Raw genomic sequence first — 19,191 nt, 5'->3', positions numbered from 1 at the left:
TTTTTTCTTATTCTTCAAATAAGTCATATAACGTTGAAATCCTTAAATCGCAATACATTTTCATGAAATTAAAATAAAGCATATCAAATTGACTTCCATAAATTTCTCGTCTTGTTTCCCAAGATTCATACGCTGGGAATTTGAGTTTAAATTGCTCTTCAACAAAAGTTTCCCAAAGTTTCTCTGAGGCTTCAAAAGAAGCCATAAATATTGATTCCGTTTTATTTATAATTTTTAATTCAAGAATTAATGAATCTTTAATTTTTTGAGATTGATACCAATTTTCGTGAGCAATATCATTCATTTCAACTTGTCCTTGACTAAAACTCAAAAGCGACTGACTGAATATTAAAAGTAAGATAATGACTCTCATTTACTATTTTTTACTGAATATTATGACTACCTATTTCTTAACGCGGTCTTCATTCTGCTTCACAAAAGCAGACCATCCAGAATAACTTTTACCGACCTCAACGCGTCCTTCGTTATAAAAATGACAAACTGCAGCTGCCAAACCATCCATAGAATCCAAGTTTTTTGGTAATTCTTTAAGTCCTAACATACTTTGCAACATTTTAGCGACTTGCTCTTTGCTGGCATTTCCATTTCCGGTAATAGCCATTTTAATTTTTTTTGGAGCATACTCTGTAATAGGCACTTCGCGAGACAAGCCTGCTGCCATAGCAACACCTTGTGCGCGTCCTAATTTGAGCATACTTTGTACGTTTTTACCAAAGAAAGGAGCTTCAATAGCTATTTCGTCTGGATGATAGGTATCTATAAGTTCTATGGTACGTTCAAAAATGAGTTTGAGCTTAAGATAATGATCATCATACTTTTTTAGCATGAGTTCATTAAGTTGCAGAAATTCCATTTTTTTACCTACAACTTTTATGAGTCCAAAACCCATAATTGTAGTTCCTGGATCTATGCCCAAAATAATTTTTTCTTTACTCATGTTTTTAATCGCAAAACTGGCAACCACTTAATGAAACTGCCAAGCCAAAGGTAAGATTAAATACACTGCCATTAAAAGCACCTAAACCACTTAATACCGGGTCATATTTATCTAAAGATGTTAAACCGTACAAATAAGCAACATCTGTATATACAGAAACTTTTTCGTTTATTGCATAATGCACTTCTATACCTCCTAATAGGTTTACAAAGGTTTGTTTATTATCACGTAATGTTCCTAATGGTTTTACAAACGCCACACCTGGTCCGGCATGTGCAACGGTGCGCAATCTACTTGGCAAAAAACCAATATATTCTGAAGGATCAAAAACAAATTGAGCGTTTATTCTTGAATAGTTAATTTTAAATTCTGGTGTGTCGTCAGCATTTTTAAAACGGTTAAATCCATAATCTAATTTTACTCCATATTGACGAGTTAGCATGTGCTGAATTCCTAAATTAACTGTTGGAAAATTCACAGACTTAGCATAAGACCCTTTTACAAATCCGTCTGTTGTTGGATAATTTACTCCAACTGCAAACATAGCTTTCCATTGTGCAGTGTCTTTTAGTTGCGCCTGGCTATTAAACGTTATAAAAACGATAACAAAAAAGATAAGGTATTGTTTAAAATAGTATTGCATCTGTTAGTTTTTGATTTTATTTGTAGTATGCGTTACAATGTACCTCACAAAATTAAACAATTCTTCTTTGTACTTCTTAAGTTGAGTATTGTAGTTGGTGCAGTTTATTTTATTTATTATAAAATTGTTGAAAACGAAAATTTAGAATTCAACAAATTTGTTGCTTTTTTGAAAGAAAATGACGTTTTTTCATTAAAAAATAGCATTATTTTAATTGTTTTAAGCAGTTTTAATTGGTTTTTTGAAATTCTAAAATGGAAACATTTAGTATACATTGTGAAACCCATTTCTTTTAAATCAGCTTTAGAACAGAGTTTAGGTGGTTTAACAGCGTCGTTAATAACTCCAAATCGTATTGGAGATTATGGTGCTAAAGCCATTTACTACACTAAACGATTTAGAACAAAAATAGTATTACTCAACCTATTAGGGAATATGGCACAGATGACCATAACGACGCTTTTGGGCGCTATTGGTTTACTGCTTTTTATAAACCATTATCCCATTGCTCTTAACTATTATAAAATAGTAGGTGTCGGAATCCTAATTATAATACTTGGATTGTTAGTGTTCTTTGGCATAACCCAAAAACGCTTTAAAATAAAAGGGTTTTCAGTCTCTTTTATAATCGATTTCATAAAATCTATTACTTTAAAAGCGCATGGTATAAATCTGTCAATCTCCTTAATTAGATACCTTATATTTTCATTTCAATTTTATTATTTGTTAACATTGTTAGGCGTTGAGATTACATATTACGATGCCATGGTGATCATAACGAGTATGTATTTACTGGCCTCAATTGTGCCTACTATTTCAATTTTTGATGTCGTGGTAAAAGGCAGCATCGCTGTATTTTTGTTTAGTTATATTGACATTAATGAGTTCATCATTTTATCCGTTACAAGCTTAATGTGGCTACTCAATTTTGTAATTCCAAGTATCTTTGGTAGTTATTTTGTACTTAACTTTAGACTTCCAAAACCTGTAGAATAATGCTAACCTTTATGATTATTTTTATCATCATTACGTATCTATTTATTATAGGTTGGTTGAGCTATGGCTTTGATAAGGTTGATGATTTTAGAGTACAAGATTTATCGCCTAAAACGAAATTCTCAGTGATCGTTCCGTTTAGAAATGAAGCTAAAAACCTCCCCAAATTATTAGATTCTATTTCAAAATTGAATTATCCAAAATCGATGTTCGAAGTTATTTTGGTTGATGATGATTCTGAAGATGGTTCGGCTTCCATAATTGATAGGCTAATTAAAGATAAATCTGTAGACTTTGCTCAACTTGATATGCTCGTTATTACAAATAAAAGAGCATCAAACTCACCAAAAAAAGACGCTATAACTTCAGCCATTAAAGTTTCAAAATATGATTGGATTGTGACTACCGATGCCGATTGTATACTACCTAAATATTGGCTCGATACTTTTGATGAATGCATTAAATTAAAAAATTCAAATTGTATAGTTGCTCCGGTAACATATCACGGAAAAATGACATTTTTAAATCGCTTTCAAACTCTAGATTTTTTAAGCCTACAAGGTGCAACTATTGGTGGTTTTGGTATTAAGAAACCTTTGATGTGTAATGGTGCTAATTTCGCCTATCTTAAGTCCCTATTTATTTCTCTCAGAGGTTTTGAAGGCAACGACACTATCGCTAGTGGAGACGATGTATTTCTTCTTGAAAAACTCACAGCGTACGATGCAGAAAGCGTGCATTATCTAAAATCTAGTAACGCAATCGTGACTACAAACCCTGCCGAAAACACTAAAAATTTAATACAGCAACGTTTGCGTTGGGCTTCAAAAACAAGCCAAAATAAGAACTGGTTTACTAAATTAGTTGGATTAGTGGTTTTGTTAGGAAATTTGGTTTGTTTAGGATTGCTACCTGCCGTTTATTTCAATATTATAACACTGAAAATCGCTTTGGCATTATTTATTATTAAAGGCTGCATCGACTTCTTATTGTTATTTAAAACAGCGCGCTTTTTTAAACAAGACAACCTTCTTGTGTCCTACTTATTTTCGAGTATCATCTATCCATTTTTTTGTGTAAGTATTGTTTTTCTTTCGTTCTTTAAATCTTATGAATGGAAAAATAGAACTTTTAAAGTGTAAGTTCCTTCAAAATAAAAAAGACTAATTAATACGTACAATCACGGGTAACTCAAAAGCGGTAGTGACTTGCTGATTTCTTTTAATGGCTGGGTATATTTTAGGAACACCTTTTAAACTGCGACGTAGAAGACTGTCAATTTCTGGAATTTCCTGAATAGTTTCAGGATGAATTTTAATAGATTCTACTTCTAAAAATCCTGTTTTATCAATCTTTATTTTTAGAGTAATCGTATCATTAACGTCATTAGAAACAACTAAGTTTTGTGCTTTTAAAAATTCATTCACACTACTAATTAAGGTATTTTGAAAACATACTTTCCGATCTTCTTTTTCGGTCAAAGAATCGCAATTACTAAACATAGGATAGGTATCTACCTCATTCCAATTAAAAGTTTGCAGCTCCTCCTCAAGTAGATCTTCAGGATAGACTTTCTTCTTTTCAAAATAATTGCAAGAGGTTGCAAAAAGCAAGATTAAAAGACAAACAATTCGATTCATTACTAGTGTTATGATAGCGAAAAGTACGATATTTTATTCAAAACCATGCTAGTCAGCTTCGCTTTTAGATTGTAGCGTTACATCAATGTATTGATTTTAATTTTTATGAAGAATTTTACTCGCCTTCTAAAAACTTTTCTTGCTTTAATTCTTTGAGTCGGCCTTCAGCATAGCCCAAAAATGGACTTTTTGTATTCTTTTCAATAAATTGCTCATACATCTTAATTTTACTACCAGTATCAGCATAATATTCATCTTTGGTTCTAAGTATATAAAACTCGGACATTATATTAGAAGGATCTTCTTTTAAAGATTTTTGAAACGCTTTAATCGCTTGATCATATTTTTTCTGGCGATTAAAAATAGTACCTAAACGTTGGTACTCATCTGAAAGTGGAACATCTTTTAATAATAAAGCCTTTGTGATATACTCTTCAGCCATTTCAAAATCACTTAAACTCTGGTAATACGCACCGATAACAAACATGGCATTCGCATCGTTTGGGCTATATTTTAAAGCTTGTTTCCTGTGAAAAATAGCATCTTTATAATCTGAATTTTGCGCATAACTCAAACTTAATTTTTCATGTATAAATTCAGACTTTTCACCTAAATCCAACAATTTATTAAACCAAACAACGGCATGCGTATAATATTCTTGATGGTAATAGGTTTGCGCTTTTAAACTGATAAGCTCAACATTATTTCCATAACTTTCTAAACCGCGATCTATATAACCATGTGCCTCTACAAAATTTCGTTTCATCAAATGATGTTTCGAGATCTTAAAAATAGCTTTTTGGTGCGTTTCATCAAGTTCAAAAGTTTTTTGAAATTGTTGCAATGCTGTGGTGTCTTTTTGCTTCTCTAAAACCACACCTAGTTCATAATAGTAATTGGGGTTTAAACTATCGGATGCAATTAAGTTTAAGAATAACTGATTAGCGTCTTTATATTGTTTTGTTCTGGCTAATAATTTGGCATACTCGTATTGTATCAGAAGGTCATCTGCATTGGCTTGTATTGCTTTTTCATAATTATTTATAGCTTCACCATAGTTACCTATGGCCATATATGCTTTTGCAATATCATCGTAAACGGCATCTAGATTGGCAAGTGTTATATACGTCTCAATGGCTTTGGAATAATTACCATTAACATAAAGACGGTCTGCTTCCTCTTTTATATTTTGAGCATTTAAATTGAAAGCAAAAACACAACACAAAAACCCTAAAATTAATTTCATAAGCAATAACTAGTCTTTTTTAGAATCATGAATTTGAAAAACAATTGGTAAAGCATACGATACAGCTACATCTTCACCTCCTTTTTTTGCAGGAGTAAAATTTGGTAATAAGTTTAAAACTCTAATCGTTTCCGTTTCCAATTTTGGATGTGGTCCTCTGGCAGTAATGCTAGTAACATGTCCTGTTTTATCTATTATAAACTGTGCGTAAATTCGTTTTTGACCTGCTGCTAAACCTAAAGAATTTGCTAAATTGGTATCAAAATTTTTACCAACTAGCTTATTAATAGCGCTAGCTAAACAATCTTTTTGTTCCGCATCGTTAGAAATAGATTTACAATCGGGATGAATGGGTGCGATTTCTACCTCACTAAAAGGAATTGCTCCGTTTAAACGCTTCTTTTTAGCGGCTATGCTTTCTTCTGCATACTTTTCCATATCTTTAATTGACAACACCTTTTTATTGGTCTTTAATTCATTAATTTGTTGATTTAACTGCTCAATAATTGGATTTTTATCTGTGGAATTCTTTAAAATACTATCGCGCTTAGCAACCAATTCATTATATTCTTGCGAATTAGCATCTCCTTGAACCTGAAAAACAATTGGTATAGAAAAAGGAACGACAACTAATTTTCCTTTTTGTTTCCCTGGAATAAACTGAGGCAATGTCGCTATAACACGTTTGGCTTCTATTTCTAATTCTGGACTTGGACCTCTAGCAACAATATGTTTAACAGTACCATCTTTATCAACTTTAAATTGTACAAAAACACGTTTTCTACCAGGACTCAAACTATCTCCAATACTTGTATTAAAGTTTTTAGCAATGTGCTTGTTCACAAAACTATTAAAACAGTCTTTTCGATCTTTATTACTTTCTAAATCTTGACAATCAATTGTGGTTGGTGTTTCTTCTACTACAGAGAATGGGACTTCTACAATTTCAACCTCTTCTTTAATTATTTCGACACCATCATTTGAAATATATGAATCTAATACTAAAGTTGACCTACCGTCTGTTACTACGAGTTTATTAAAAAAATCGTCGTTTTCTAATTGTTTCAATAACCCATTATAACGTTTAGTTTCTTCTACTGTTTTGTTTGCTGTATCTTCAACATAAAGTTTTAAAATGCCATCTTGGGTGTTTGATTCCCATCGTTCTTTTTCTGCTTTTGTGTTTTTAAACGCTTTAAAGTCCTCATAAGTTTCAAACTTATCTAATCGCATTAAACTTACAGTATTAATATCTTTCTGAGTTAGTGTACCTTCTTCTGATTTTCTCTGAATAATATCATCGGAAATATATTGTCCGTAAGCTTTCATTTTTAAAAACTCTGTTCTCGAAGGCAAATATTTTATTATGTCGTAGTTTTTAAACCCAGCAAAATTAGAAATATCAAAAAACGTCGTGCCATTTTTTTTCATGGTGACTATCTTGTCGTAATACTTTTTAATTAATTCTGCATCTGTTAACTCTTGATCAACCAAGGTTTCTTGAGAGTCTATCTTTTGCTGCGCTCTAACCTCAGTAGATGTATAAATCAACATTCCAAAAACCATAGGAATTAATAGTGCATACTTAAGAAGATGAAGCTGTTTTGATTTTGATTTTTGTAACATAGCGATTCGTTTTTTGATTAATGATTTATTGAAAAATGTATTAGTAAAAGACACCTGATTAACATCTAATACCTGATTGAGTAAAGTTGTATAATATTCTGCTTTTCCACTTTGCTTTACAGCTTTGGCATCGGCAATATATTCGTGCAGTTCTTTAATTCTATTTTGATAGATGTAGACTAAAGGATTAAACCAGAATACAACTCTAAGCATTTCGAAAAACAATAAATCTACCGTATGATATTCTTCAATATGTACCAACTCGTGTTTATAAATCGTTGGTTTTTCAGACTCTGAAATATGTTCTCCTAAAAATATGGTGTTGAAAAATGAAAATGCAGCGCTACTTTTTATGAGCTTAACAATAAGAACATTGCCTTTCCAACGTTTAGGGTTTTTATGTTTTAACCAATATAATTTGGTGATTTTAGCTAGAAAAATCAATGATGCTATCGCGATACCCGTAACTGCTATTATTTGCCAAATTGGTGTTTGTGGCTGCTCTAAAATAATACCAGCTAATTCTGCCGTTTGAATGTCGTAAACCGTTGGTGCTTTTGTACCAATAAATACTTCTGGCAAATGAATAACCATATCTTTTGTGGCCATCGTTTTTAGTTGAGGAAATTTAAGAAATGGTAATACAAGCGCTAATACAGACGTAATTATTAAGTAAGCTCTATTGTAATTAAAGAAGGTTTCTCGCTTTAAAAACAAATCGTATATCAATAAAAACAAGGCTTGAAATGCGATAATTTGAAGAATAGAATACAGCATAATTATTTAATTTGTTACTATTTAATTTGATAATGCTCTTATTGAACCTTGTAAATTATGTACAGTTCAATTTTTAAAACAAAAGATCTACTGCGGTTTGTTTTTATTAATTTCATCGAGTAAGACTTCAATGTCTTTAACATCAACATCATTTTTCTGAACAAAAAACGACACCATACTTTTAAAAGACCCTTGAAAATAATTATCTACTAATTTATTTATGGATTGGTTACTATAAGATTCCTTAGCAACTATAGGAAAGTACACATGGCCTTTTCCTTTTTTCTCATAGTTAACAAAACCCTTACTTTCTAAAATTCTTACAATTGTAGACACCGTATTATAAGCTGGCTTAGGCTCTGGTAACATTGCAATTATAGATTTTACATTGGCTTTTTTAAGCAGCCATAAGGTTTGCATAATTTCCTCTTCTGCTTTTGTTAATTGCTTCATAGCACTCCCTTTTTTAGATTAACTCATCACAAATATAACTAAATAATTAGTTTCAACTAATTATTTAGTTGTATAATTGTAACAATAGCTTACTTATTGCGTCCTATTATTGAATTTAATTTTTTAATATGGAACTATTTTTAGTGTGTATCGCACTGCTTTTAATGATATTAGGTATCCTTGGCAGTTTTCTTCCGGTCCTGCCCGGACCATTAACGAGTTGGGCTGGCCTTTTGGTGCTTCATTTTACGGAGGGCGTAGAATTGAGTCAAACGTTTTTAATAGTTACCCTTTTAGTCGCAATTTTTATTTATGTCTTAGATTATATTATTCCCGCCATAGGCACTAAAAAATTTGGAGGTAGTAAAGCCGGAATGATTGGTACAACCTTAGGTTTAATTATTGGTTTGTTCTCACCTATTCCCTTTGGAATTATAATTGGTCCTTTTATTGGTGCCCTTATTGGAGAATTGATACATCGCAATGATTTTAACAAAGCATTAAAAGCTGCTTTTGGGTCATTTTTAGGATTTATAGCCTCTACCTTTTTAAAATTTATTGTGGCTATAATTTATTTAGGCTTTTTTATTGTAAAATTATCGGAACATAATGCAAGTTGGTATTAACTTGTTTCGAAGTTGCTATAATAGAAAAAAACCTAGCCACATACTATGTGATTAGGTTTAATTTTCTTGCTATTAATTCAACAATTACTTAATAAGGGATTAATTAACTCTTGCTGACAGGTGTAAATATATTGAAGTCAATTAACTTTTTGCTGTGGTAAAACCGTACACTTACTGTGGTAAAACCGTAGTTTCCTTATTTAACAGTAGCTTCAAAGGTTTTAAAAACTGTGAAAAATGCTATATTTTTTGCTTTTTTTTTACAAATAGCCCTTTTCTCGTGCTTCTTTTAGCAAGCTTTCATCTTTTCCGTCTTCAATAGAGAACAATATTTTAAGCTGTTTTTTACGTTTTTCAATGGCACTTGTAGAAATGTCGATATACTCATTTAGACTTTTAGTTTTTACACCTTGAGACAATAAATGGAGGATTTTTCGATTTATATCATCGACATAAATATCACTCGAAATTCTTTTTTTAGTATAATTGCTAACGGTACTACTATAATAAGGTGGCGATTTTAAAATTTGCTGAAAACCATCAGCCAATTCCATAGACGTTAAATCACTTTTAATTAGAAAACCATCAGGATCAATCTCCTTAATAATATTATGAATTCTAAACGTCTCGTTAAACATAGTAAGAATTACGATCTTAGCTCTTGGCATTAAACGCTTTGCCAATAATGCTAAATCTTCTCCAGAGGCATATCTACCATCTTCTGAACCCGGTAAACTAATATCAAAAAAGCAAACATCATATGGATATTTTTTTGATTCCCGCTCAATCATTATGACAGCAGTATCACAATTGTTTGCCGTATCTATATATAGAGTTTGATTGTCTTGCTTTGTTGCCATCAACACATTTTGGTAGCCTTCTAAAATAATTGGATGGTCGTCTACCATTAAAATTTTGATGTGTTCCATGTGAAATTAATTTGTATAGGGGATTTTTACATTAACTGTTGTACCAGTACCGGATTGCGACGTAAAGTTTATAGTGCCGTTGATATCACTTACTCGAGAACTCATGTTTTTTAAACCAATGCCTTTTTTACTTTTTGATGTATCAAAGCCAGAGCCGTCGTCTACAATATCCAAGCAAATTAAGTCTTTTTCTAGTGAAATACAAACTGAAATAACTTTAGCATTAGCATGTTTATATATATTTTGCATAGACTCTTGAATGATTCTATAAATATTTATTTTTATTTTATTAGCCACTAATTCCCAATGAATATCATCGGTGTAATCAAATTCATGTTCTAAATTATAAGCTTGAGTTTGGTTCTCAATGAGTTCGGTTACTATATCTATAAAACTAGATCCTGAAATAAAATCGGTATTTAACTCGTGTGATATTTTTCGGATGTCATGTTCTATCGTTTTAAGCTGACTAATATATTTTGCCCGCGTCATCATCGCCTCTTTTCCTTCATTAAAATTAATACTATCTAGACTTAAACGCACTCCAAAAAGCCCGCCTAAAACTCCATCGTGCAACTCTTTTGACACTCTTGTTTTTTCCTTCGCCCTAGCTTCATCTACTTTATCTTGCTGACCTAGCATTAGGTTATAGATATCTTCGTTTGCTTTTTGCTGTACTTGAATTAACTTTAACTTTCTATTCTTTGCACGTTGGGAAATTAAGATATAAACTAATATTGCCGTGACTAAAAGACCAATAGATAAGATTAGTAAATATAAATTCTCTTTAGATATTTGCTTATTTTCCGCTACTAATTGATCTGTCTCAAGTTCAATTCTAGCGAATTTATTTCCAACGTTTCGTTCTACGTATAATAAACTATCTGTAAGTTTTATGTGATCTCTAAGATACCTTTTGCCTTCTTCTCCTTCTTTTAACTCGGAGAGTAGAACCATGGATTCTAATAAGATATCAGTTGACGATATTTTCTTTGCTAAATCATAAGCCTTAACTGCATATTTTAAAGTAGAATCTTTAACCTTTAAATGTTTATAAAATTTTGACAAATCAATTGTTACAGCTAGTTTAACAATGTCATAATCAAGATCAGTACTAATTTCATATGCTTCATAGAACATATTACTTATTTTATCATAATCCTTATGTCCGGCAAGTATTTTAGTATATGCGAGATTATCAATAATTAATGGATAGAATGCTGGGTCTTCCACTTCGTAAACTGGTCTTAATTCAATCAGTTCATTAAAAAGCTCAATAGCTTTTTCATAATTCTGCAACTTAATATATACATTAGCTTGATTATGAAATGAATTGGTTTTGTTATACTCACCATTCCTCATCTCATTAGCGATATCAATGGCTTTACTATGATATTCTAACGCCTCAGTATAACGCCCTAGATGTGCTGATATTAAACCCAATAGATTATTAATAATCCAAATATCATCTAAAATGGATTCTGTTTTTGGCAAGGTATTGAATAATCGTAATGCTTTAATTGCATTTTCCTCACTGCTTATATATACTTTTTCCTTAACCTGAATGTGGGCAATAGAACTATATAATGTTGCTACTAATTCTGTATTTCCTAACTCATCATAATATTTTAAAGCTCCTCTATAGTAAAAGAATGCACTATCATACTGAACATCATAATGCTGCTTGGCAATACCGATATTAAAATTAGCTACAGCCAATGCCAATGTATCAGATAATTTATAAGCCAAGCGTAAATTCCTTATATTCTGTTGTTGCCACAGATCAGTTTGACCTAACACATCATACAAAATCCCTAAACTTCTTCCACTTTTAAGGACCGTACTATCTTGAGACGTTTTTCGTGATAACTCAATAGCTTTTTTAGCATAGACAACCCTTAAACTATCAGATAAATTATCATCAAACGAAAGGGCTCTCAACTTAAAAATACTATCGAATTGGTTAGAATCGTGATTTTGAGAAAATGCGTTTCCAAACAAGAATAAACAAATTAAACCAAGGCAAATACGCATCCAAACGAAGTAATTAATTAATCAATCAAATATATACTAAAATATCAAAACTATATTTTAATTATCGTTGGGATTTAGGAGAATACAAAAAGCCCACTCAATGAGTGGGCTCTGAAATCTTATTAAATAAAGCTTTATACTATCCTTGAGTCTTTATTTTTATCTTAGTCTTATCATGTGCCAATAGGTCATAACTAGGTTTTTCTTTGTAAGTAGGTTCTTCATTATTAACTGCTACGTTTTCTGATTGGATTCCAGATACCGTTAATAATAAAACAGCTAGTAATGCAAAAGTAATTTTTAGGGTTTTCATACGTATTATATTTAGGGTTAAAATTTAGTCAATATCAAAATCGGTAACGCTAGGCGATACACAGAGGGAAGGGAATGGATCATTAACTATTTTAGGGAAACCTAAAACAATACTAAAACTTAAAACGAGGGACGTTTTTTAGGCAATTTCTTGCCCGTAGTAAAATGGATTAAAATTCTTCTTTTTAAGCGTTTTCAAAACCTAATCAGAACTGCAAATATAAACGTATTTTTGTAAATTCCTAATAAAACCTCGATTAAACGCTTTTATTACCCGATTAAAAGCATTTTTACTGTTCATAACTTGTTGAAAACTTGAGTCCTAGTTAACATTATTGCTTTGTTAATTTTTCTAAGTTTTTATTATTTAAATTGACTCATAAAAAAAAAGTGCCACAATTTCTTGCGGCACTTTTTTATTGTTGATTAACAACATGTATCAGACACCAATTTCTCGATAAAATGACATGTGTAGCTTACCAACTATCCACTAAAACAAAAAAGCATCCCAATCTTCTTATTCAGAAAGAAAGGAAAGCTTCTCATTGGAATACCAAATCACTTTGGTAAACTACTTCCAAGATTCCTCTTGGAACAACACAACGTCTTTATATTGCTTAAAAAAAGCCTCAATTTCTTGAAGCTTCTTTTTACAATTTTAGCGGTCTGGACGGGACTCGAACCCGCGACCTTCGCCGTGACAGGGCGACATTCTAACCAGCTGAACTACCAGACCGTTGCTTAATTGCGAGTGCAAATATACATCGCATTTTTAATTTGACAAACAAAAAACAAAAAAAATAAAAAATATTTTAAATAAATTTTTGTCGCTCTATCATATAGGTCGTTAATATACTATCAAATCCAGCATTAATATCGACCTCTACATACTTAATTCTGTACTGCCCACACTTTAGTTTTAAGTCTGTAAAGTAGTCTTTTACAGCTTTTTCATAATTCTCTTTGATGTTATCTGCGTACAAATTTATATGGTCTCCAGTCTCTACATCGATAAATCGTTTTGGCCTATTATCAAAATCAAAAGTTTGTTCTTTTTCTTTATCAAAAACATGAAATAAGACCACTTCATGCTTATTATGCTTTAAATGTCGCAACGCTTCGAACAGTTTTTCGTCATCTTCGGACGTTTGAAACATATCCGTAAACACAAAAATTAAGGATCGACGATGAATTTTTTCTGCAATCTGATGTAAATACTTATACGTTTCTGTTGTTTTAGTCTCGGGTTTAGAAATTACAGCATCACTTAATTTATGCAATAACATTTGATGATGACGCTCACTACCCTTTTCAGGGGAATAGAAATCATAATTATCACTATATATACTTAAGCCAACAGCATCGCGCTGCTTTTTAAGAATATGCATCAAGGAGGCACTTGCAAGTGCCGAGAATGCGATTTTATTAAGATTGTCTATGGCAGTCCCAGCCGTTTCAGGATAATGCATAGAACGGCTATTATCTAATATAATATGGCAACGCAAATTGGTTTCCTCATCATAACGCTTGGTATACAAACGGTCCGTTTTTGCATATAACTTCCAATCAATATGCCTGGTGCTTTCACCCGGATTATAAATCTTATGCTCGGCAAACTCTGCAGAAAACCCATGAAACGGACTTTTATGCATACCAGAAATAAAGCCTTCAACGACTTGCTTCGCTAACAATTCGAGATTTTTAAAACCTCCTGTTTTATTGAGTTCTTGTTGTAAATCCATCAGTTACCGAAACTAAAAAAGGTTTGCCGTATAGGCAAACCTTTTATCATTTCTTTTAGAGTATTGACTACAAAAGTGCGTCAATAGCGTCAGAGTATGCTTTTTTAGGTGCAACTCCTACTTGGCGACCAACAACTTCACCTCCTTGAAAAACCAATACTGTAGGTATATTTCTTACACCATACTTAGCAGCAAATTCTTGGTTTGCATCAACATCTACCTTACCAACTACAGCTTTACCTTCGTATTCTGTACTGATTTCGTCAATGATTGGTCCAACCATACGACAAGGTCCACACCAAGCAGCCCAAAAATCGACTACTACAGGTTTGTCACTCTTTAATACTGTCTCTTCAAAATTTGCATCTGTTATTTCTAATGCCATAATGTTTATTTTTTAAATATATTGTACTTCGTTTTCTATGCACCCTTCACGGATGTAATTGCAAAATTAGTCAAAATATTTGGCAAACCTTACAATGGCTGTATATGTTTTGGTTATAGCCACATAGACGACTTATATATATAATTTTTGGCGTGCATAAAACAGGCGCTCCATTATATTTTTTTTGCTTTTAATTTCGACTTCACTCAATAATCAAAGCAAAAAAGAATGCCACTGCCATCCTTTGCGTAGGCATATTTGGTTTTGTTAGATCACATATTAAAGTTCTTGATGCTTTAAATTCTTTTGATGAGATTCCTGCTTTCGCAGGAATTCATTAATTCAACTTATAAATTATATCATGCTCCTTCAAACTATTTAAAAGCTGTTGCGAAATTTTAACTTTATTTTTACGGCTTGGCATCTGTACTTTTATCTTTTCAGCATTATCATAGACCACAAAATTTAAGGTTTGATTGCCTTCGTGAAATTTTATTAAGTCGTACAACACAGAAACTGTTTCCTTTTCTAAATCTTTAATATTTAATTGAATCGATAACTTTTTAGCATAGGTATCCATCACATCATGCAACAATTGGAAACTATTAAACTGAATCCTTGGATCTCCTTTTTTACCTGTGTCTCTGTTTACCCAACCTTCGCGTACAAAGGCTCTGACATACACAAAAGAGTTAATGACAAAGAAGTGTCTAAACTTTAAATAATCTTCTCCAAAAATTCGAAATTCAAAACTATCGGTATAATCTTCAATGGTGAAAATAGCCCAACCTTTACCTTGTTTACTCACACGATGTTGCACATCGGTGACAACGCCACCAAAAGTAACTTCCTTATTTACAATAGACTCCAAATCATTAAAATGCGCTACGACTCCGTTGCAAAAGGTTTTCATTTCAATATTAAAATCATCGAGTGGATGACCAGAAATATAAATCCCAACCACTTCACGTTCTCGCGATAATTTCTCCATCGTTCCCCAATCTTCACATGGAGGTACAATAGGTTCTGCAATCTGAACATCACTTGCCGCACCAAATAAACTGACTTGCGCCGAGTTTTCATTTTCCTGATGTTTGGCTCCATATTTAACTGCTTTTTCTAAAAAGCTGACACCATCACCTTCGTCTGCAAAGTATTGCGCTCTGTGTGTATCTGCCCAACAATCAAAACCACCAGCATTCGCTAGTCCTTCAAAAGCTCTTTTATTGGCAGCACGCAAATCAATACGTTTGGCAAAATCGAAGATAGATTTATAGTGTCCATCTTCTTTTCTGTTTTCTACAATCGTTTGAACAGCTCCATGACCAACACCTTTTATCGCTCCCATTCCGAAACGAACAGCATTATCTTTATTTACTGAAAACTTATAAAAACTTTCATTAACATCGGGTCCTAAAACTGGTAAGCGCATCCGTTTACATTCTTCCATAAAGAAGGTAATGGATTTAATATCATTCATGTTATTGGATAATACCGCAGCCATATATTCTGCTGGGTAATGCGCTTTTAAATACGCGGTTTGGTAAGCAATCCATGCATAACATGTAGAGTGCGATTTGTTAAAGGCGTAACTCGCAAAAGCTTCCCAATCCTTCCAAATTTTTTCTAACTTTTTAGCGTCTAAACCTTTTGCACTTGCTTGTTCAATGAATTTTGGTTTCATCTTATCTAAAACTGCAATCTGCTTTTTACCCATTGCCTTTCTCAAGACATCGGCTTCACCTTTGGTAAAGTCTGCCAATTTTTGAGACAGTAGCATTACTTGCTCTTGGTACACCGTAATTCCGTAGGTTTCCTTAAGGTATTCTTCCATTTCTGGTAAATCGTACACAATCTCTTCATCACCATGTTTACGCGCAATGAAACTTGGAATATATTCCATCGGACCAGGACGATACAAGGCGTTCATGGCAATTAAATCATCAAAAACCGTAGGTTTAAGATTCTTCATGTGTTTTTGCATGCCAGGCGATTCATACTGAAACACACCAACCGTTTCCCCACGCTGGAATAACTCGTACGTTGGCACATCATCTAAAGGAAAATTCTCCGGATCGAGTAAAATATCGTGCTTGGCTTTTACAAGTTTAACCGTATCCTTAATTAAGGTTAACGTTTTTAATCCCAAGAAATCCATCTTCAACAGCCCTGCATCCTCTACAACAGAGTTATCAAATTGGGTAACATATAAATCGGAATCTTTAGCCAGCGCAACAGGCACATAATTGGTAATATCTCCCGGTGTGATGATTACACCACAAGCGTGAATCCCTGTGTTACGAACCGAACCTTCTAAAATTCTTGCTTGGTTGATGGTTTCGGCTTGTAAATCATCACCATCAGAAATATTAAGTAATTCATTAATTTTCTCTAAATCTTCAGCTCTAAATTTACTGGCTAATTCCTTTTCCGAAAGCCCAAATATCTTGCCTAGTTTAGACATCAGCGGAATTAACTTCGCAATATGGTCGGCTTCATTTAATGGTAAATCTAAAACTCTGGCGGTATCTCTAATGGAGGATTTTGCAGCCATTGTTCCATAAGTAATAATCTGCGCTACTTGGTTAGAACCGTATTTATCAATTACATATTGCATTACGCGACCGCGACCTTCATCATCAAAATCGATATCAATATCGGGCATACTTACACGATCTGGATTTAAGAAACGCTCAAAAAGTAAATCGTATTTAATAGGATCAATATTGGTAATCCATAAACAATAGGCAACCACCGAACCTGCTGCAGATCCACGACCAGGACCAACGGAAACATCCATTTTTCGGGCTTCGCGAATGAAATCTTCTACAATTAGGAAATAACCTGGATATCCTGTTTTTTCAATAACGCTTAACTCAAAATCGAGACGTTCTTCAATGGCTGGTGTAATCTCACCATAACGTATTTTGGCACCTTTGTAGGTTAAATGTCTTAGAAATGCATTTTCTCCACGTTTACCGCTATCGGCGATATCTTCTTCAAATTTAAATTCTTCAGGAATATCGAAAGCAGGCAATAATACAGGTCGCGCTAATTCATAAGGCTCAATCTTATCAACTACTTCTTGAATATTTACAATCGCTTCTGGCACATCTCTAAAGAGTGCTTTCATTTCTTCTGAAGACTTAAAGTAATATTCCTGATTTGGTAAACCGTAACGATAACCACGACCACGACCAATTGGTGTCGCCTGTTTTTCACCATCTTTTACACACAATAAAATATCGTGCGCATTGGCATTTTCTTGATCGACGTAATAGGTATTATTGGTAGCGACCAATTTAACATCATGCTTTTTTGCCAATTGAATTAATACCGGATTCACCCGATTTTCATCCTCTTGGTTATGACGCATTATTTCAATATATAAATCATCTTGAAACGTTTCTTTCCACCACAATAAGGCTTCTTCCGCTTGATTCTCACCAACATTTAAAACCTTACTTGGTACTTCACCATAAAGGTTTCCGGTTAAGCAGATTAAATCTTCTTTGTACTGTTCAATCAATTTTTTATCAACTCTTGGTACATAATAAAAACCATCCGTAAAGGCCGCAGATGATAATTTTGCCAAATTGTGATAGCCCTTTTTATTCTTAGCCATCAATACAATTTGATACCCATTATCTTTTCTGGTTTTATCTGCGTGATTTTCGCATACAAAAAACTCACAACCGATAATTGGTTTCATGATTTTGCCTTTCTTTTCTAACCCGGCTTCTTCTGCTTGTTTGTGTTGCGCTTTTACGCCTTTATTATGATTGGAAACTGCAGTCACAAAGTGAAAGGCTCCCATCATATTTCCGTGATCCGTCATAGCGACTGCTGGCATATTTTCTCTAGCAGCTGCAGCCACTAAATCTTTAACACTAATCGTCGATTGAAGAATGGAATACTGTGAATGGTTATGTAAGTGTGCAAAATCAACATCTTTAATTTGCGATGCCGCTTCTTTATCAATGGTTACGGGTACCGCTTGTTCCTTTTGAAGGCGCGCGTTAATCTTAGCACTTTCTTTTTGTAGGTTGATGTGTTTTAAACCAATAAGCTGAATTTCCGCAGGATTTTCTTGAGTGAAATTCTCAAAATATTCTGGCTCTACATCTAACTGCTCTTTGGTGTATTGTTTACGTCTTATTAATTCTAAAAAACAACGTGTCGTTGCTTCAACATCGGCTGTAGCATTGTGAGCTTCAGAAAATGGTTTATTAAATAAGTACTCATGTAATTCCGTTAAGGTTGGCAATTTAAACTTCCCGTAACGTCCTCCTGGTAATTGACACAAGTTTGCGGTGTGTTCTGTACAGGTATCTAAAACTGGTAATTCCTGAAGTGGATTTGTGACGTTTTCGCGTACAAACTCCGCTCCCATAATATTTAAATCGAACTTTACATTTTGCCCGACAACAAATTTAGTTTTAGCTAAAGCTGCATTAAATTTCTCTAAAACTTCAGAAAGTGGCACACCTTGTTCTTGCGCTAATTCAGTTGAAATACCATGAATTTTCTCAGCATCATACGGAATATTAAAGCCTTCTGGTTTTACCAAATAGTCTTCGTGTTCAATACAATTCCCCATACCATCATGCAATTGCCAAGCAATCTGAATACATCTTGGCCAATTATCAGTATCGGTAATCGGTGCATCCCAGCGTTTTGGTAATCCTGTGGTTTCGGTATCGAATATTAAGTACATGCGTTGTTCTGTCGTTTATTATTAAATTGTGTGTTTTTACTGCAAGGACACTAAAGTGTATTACACTTATAATCAGCAAAAAATACAATTATAGTCTTCAAAAAGTT

16 protein-coding genes and 1 tRNA gene are annotated in these 19,191 nt (G+C 33.1%); 3 read left to right on the top strand and 14 right to left on the bottom strand.

The features are described 5' to 3' along the window. Positions 1-7: 7 nt before the first annotated feature. The 3 genes from BLT80_RS04460 to BLT80_RS04450 are packed head-to-tail and all read right to left on the bottom strand — an operon-like array spanning position 8 to position 1,601. A complete protein-coding gene (locus BLT80_RS04460) occupies positions 8-373 on the bottom strand; it encodes a hypothetical protein (RefSeq protein WP_139181011.1) in 366 nt (121 codons plus the stop codon). Positions 374-403: 30 nt separating this feature from the next. Next, positions 404-958 (bottom strand): crossover junction endodeoxyribonuclease RuvC, encoded by a 555-nt coding sequence (gene ruvC / locus BLT80_RS04455; RefSeq protein WP_092466366.1) that lies wholly within the window; start codon positions 956-958, stop codon positions 404-406. Between the two features lie 4 nt (positions 959-962). Then, positions 963-1,601: a cell envelope biogenesis protein OmpA gene (locus tag BLT80_RS04450; protein WP_092466365.1), complete on the bottom strand. Its 639-nt coding sequence runs from the start codon at positions 1,599-1,601 to the stop codon at positions 963-965. Between BLT80_RS04450 and BLT80_RS04445 the strand changes: the two genes are divergently transcribed. Together BLT80_RS04445 and BLT80_RS04440 are read left to right on the top strand one after the other, a co-directional pair. Beyond that, positions 1,581-2,597: a lysylphosphatidylglycerol synthase domain-containing protein gene (locus tag BLT80_RS04445; RefSeq protein ID WP_245710094.1), complete on the top strand. Its 1,017-nt coding sequence runs from the start codon at positions 1,581-1,583 to the stop codon at positions 2,595-2,597. The genes BLT80_RS04450 and BLT80_RS04445 overlap by 21 nt on opposite strands. An 11-nt stretch (positions 2,598-2,608) precedes the next feature. After that, entirely contained in the window at positions 2,609-3,739 is a 1,131-nt protein-coding gene (locus BLT80_RS04440; RefSeq protein ID WP_245710093.1) for a glycosyltransferase family 2 protein, read from the top strand. A gap of 21 nt (positions 3,740-3,760) precedes the next feature. Here BLT80_RS04440 and BLT80_RS04435 read toward each other — a convergent pair whose 3' ends face one another. The 4 genes from BLT80_RS04435 to BLT80_RS04420 all read right to left on the bottom strand — a co-directional run bounded on the left by BLT80_RS04435 (position 3,761) and on the right by BLT80_RS04420 (position 8,339). Then, positions 3,761-4,237, bottom strand: coding sequence for a hypothetical protein (locus tag BLT80_RS04435; RefSeq protein ID WP_092466362.1), 477 nt, complete (start codon positions 4,235-4,237; stop codon positions 3,761-3,763). A 115-nt stretch (positions 4,238-4,352) separates the two neighbouring features. Continuing rightward, positions 4,353-5,483, bottom strand: coding sequence for a tetratricopeptide repeat protein (locus tag BLT80_RS04430; RefSeq protein WP_092466361.1), 1,131 nt, complete (start codon positions 5,481-5,483; stop codon positions 4,353-4,355). Between the two features lie 9 nt (positions 5,484-5,492). After that, the gene (locus BLT80_RS04425; RefSeq protein WP_092466360.1) at positions 5,493-7,886 is read right to left on the bottom strand and encodes a M56 family metallopeptidase; all 2,394 of its coding nucleotides are present in this window, start codon (positions 7,884-7,886) and stop codon (positions 5,493-5,495) included. A gap of 87 nt (positions 7,887-7,973) precedes the next feature. Continuing rightward, the gene (locus BLT80_RS04420) at positions 7,974-8,339 is read right to left on the bottom strand and encodes a BlaI/MecI/CopY family transcriptional regulator (RefSeq protein ID WP_092466359.1); all 366 of its coding nucleotides are present in this window, start codon (positions 8,337-8,339) and stop codon (positions 7,974-7,976) included. A gap of 128 nt (positions 8,340-8,467) precedes the next feature. Here BLT80_RS04420 and BLT80_RS04415 point away from each other — a divergent pair, with 128 nt between their 5' ends. Further along, complete coding sequence (locus BLT80_RS04415; RefSeq protein WP_092466358.1) at positions 8,468-8,965, top strand: DUF456 domain-containing protein; 498 nt, start codon at positions 8,468-8,470, stop codon at positions 8,963-8,965. A gap of 260 nt (positions 8,966-9,225) precedes the next feature. Here the strand turns inward: BLT80_RS04415 and BLT80_RS04410 are convergent, their stop codons facing one another. The 7 genes from BLT80_RS04410 to dnaE form a co-directional block, all read right to left on the bottom strand. Beyond that, complete coding sequence (locus tag BLT80_RS04410; protein WP_092466357.1) at positions 9,226-9,894, bottom strand: response regulator; 669 nt, start codon at positions 9,892-9,894, stop codon at positions 9,226-9,228. A gap of 6 nt (positions 9,895-9,900) precedes the next feature. Further along, complete coding sequence (locus tag BLT80_RS04405) at positions 9,901-11,928, bottom strand: tetratricopeptide repeat-containing sensor histidine kinase (protein WP_092466356.1); 2,028 nt, start codon at positions 11,926-11,928, stop codon at positions 9,901-9,903. Between the two features lie 139 nt (positions 11,929-12,067). Beyond that, a complete protein-coding gene (locus tag BLT80_RS20000) occupies positions 12,068-12,241 on the bottom strand; it encodes a hypothetical protein (RefSeq protein ID WP_175455545.1) in 174 nt (57 codons plus the stop codon). Between the two features lie 661 nt (positions 12,242-12,902). Further along, positions 12,903-12,976, bottom strand: a tRNA-Asp gene (locus BLT80_RS04400). A 76-nt stretch (positions 12,977-13,052) separates the two neighbouring features. Further along, entirely contained in the window at positions 13,053-13,982 is a 930-nt protein-coding gene (locus BLT80_RS04395) for a DUF58 domain-containing protein (RefSeq protein ID WP_092466355.1), read from the bottom strand. Positions 13,983-14,049: 67 nt separating this feature from the next. Further along, on the bottom strand, positions 14,050-14,367 hold the full coding sequence (gene trxA, locus BLT80_RS04390; RefSeq protein ID WP_020898224.1) for a thioredoxin: 318 nt from the start codon (positions 14,365-14,367) through the stop codon (positions 14,050-14,052). Positions 14,368-14,704: 337 nt separating this feature from the next. Then, positions 14,705-19,084, bottom strand: coding sequence for a DNA polymerase III subunit alpha (gene dnaE / locus BLT80_RS04385; RefSeq protein ID WP_092466354.1), 4,380 nt, complete (start codon positions 19,082-19,084; stop codon positions 14,705-14,707). Between the last annotated feature and the right edge of the window lie 107 nt (positions 19,085-19,191).

This window comes from Winogradskyella thalassocola (assembly GCF_900099995.1).
Classification (GTDB): Bacteria; Bacteroidota; Bacteroidia; order Flavobacteriales; family Flavobacteriaceae; genus Winogradskyella; species Winogradskyella thalassocola.
The sequence above is the reverse complement of the archived record's forward strand: the minus strand, read 5'-3'. Positions and strand labels throughout refer to the sequence as shown.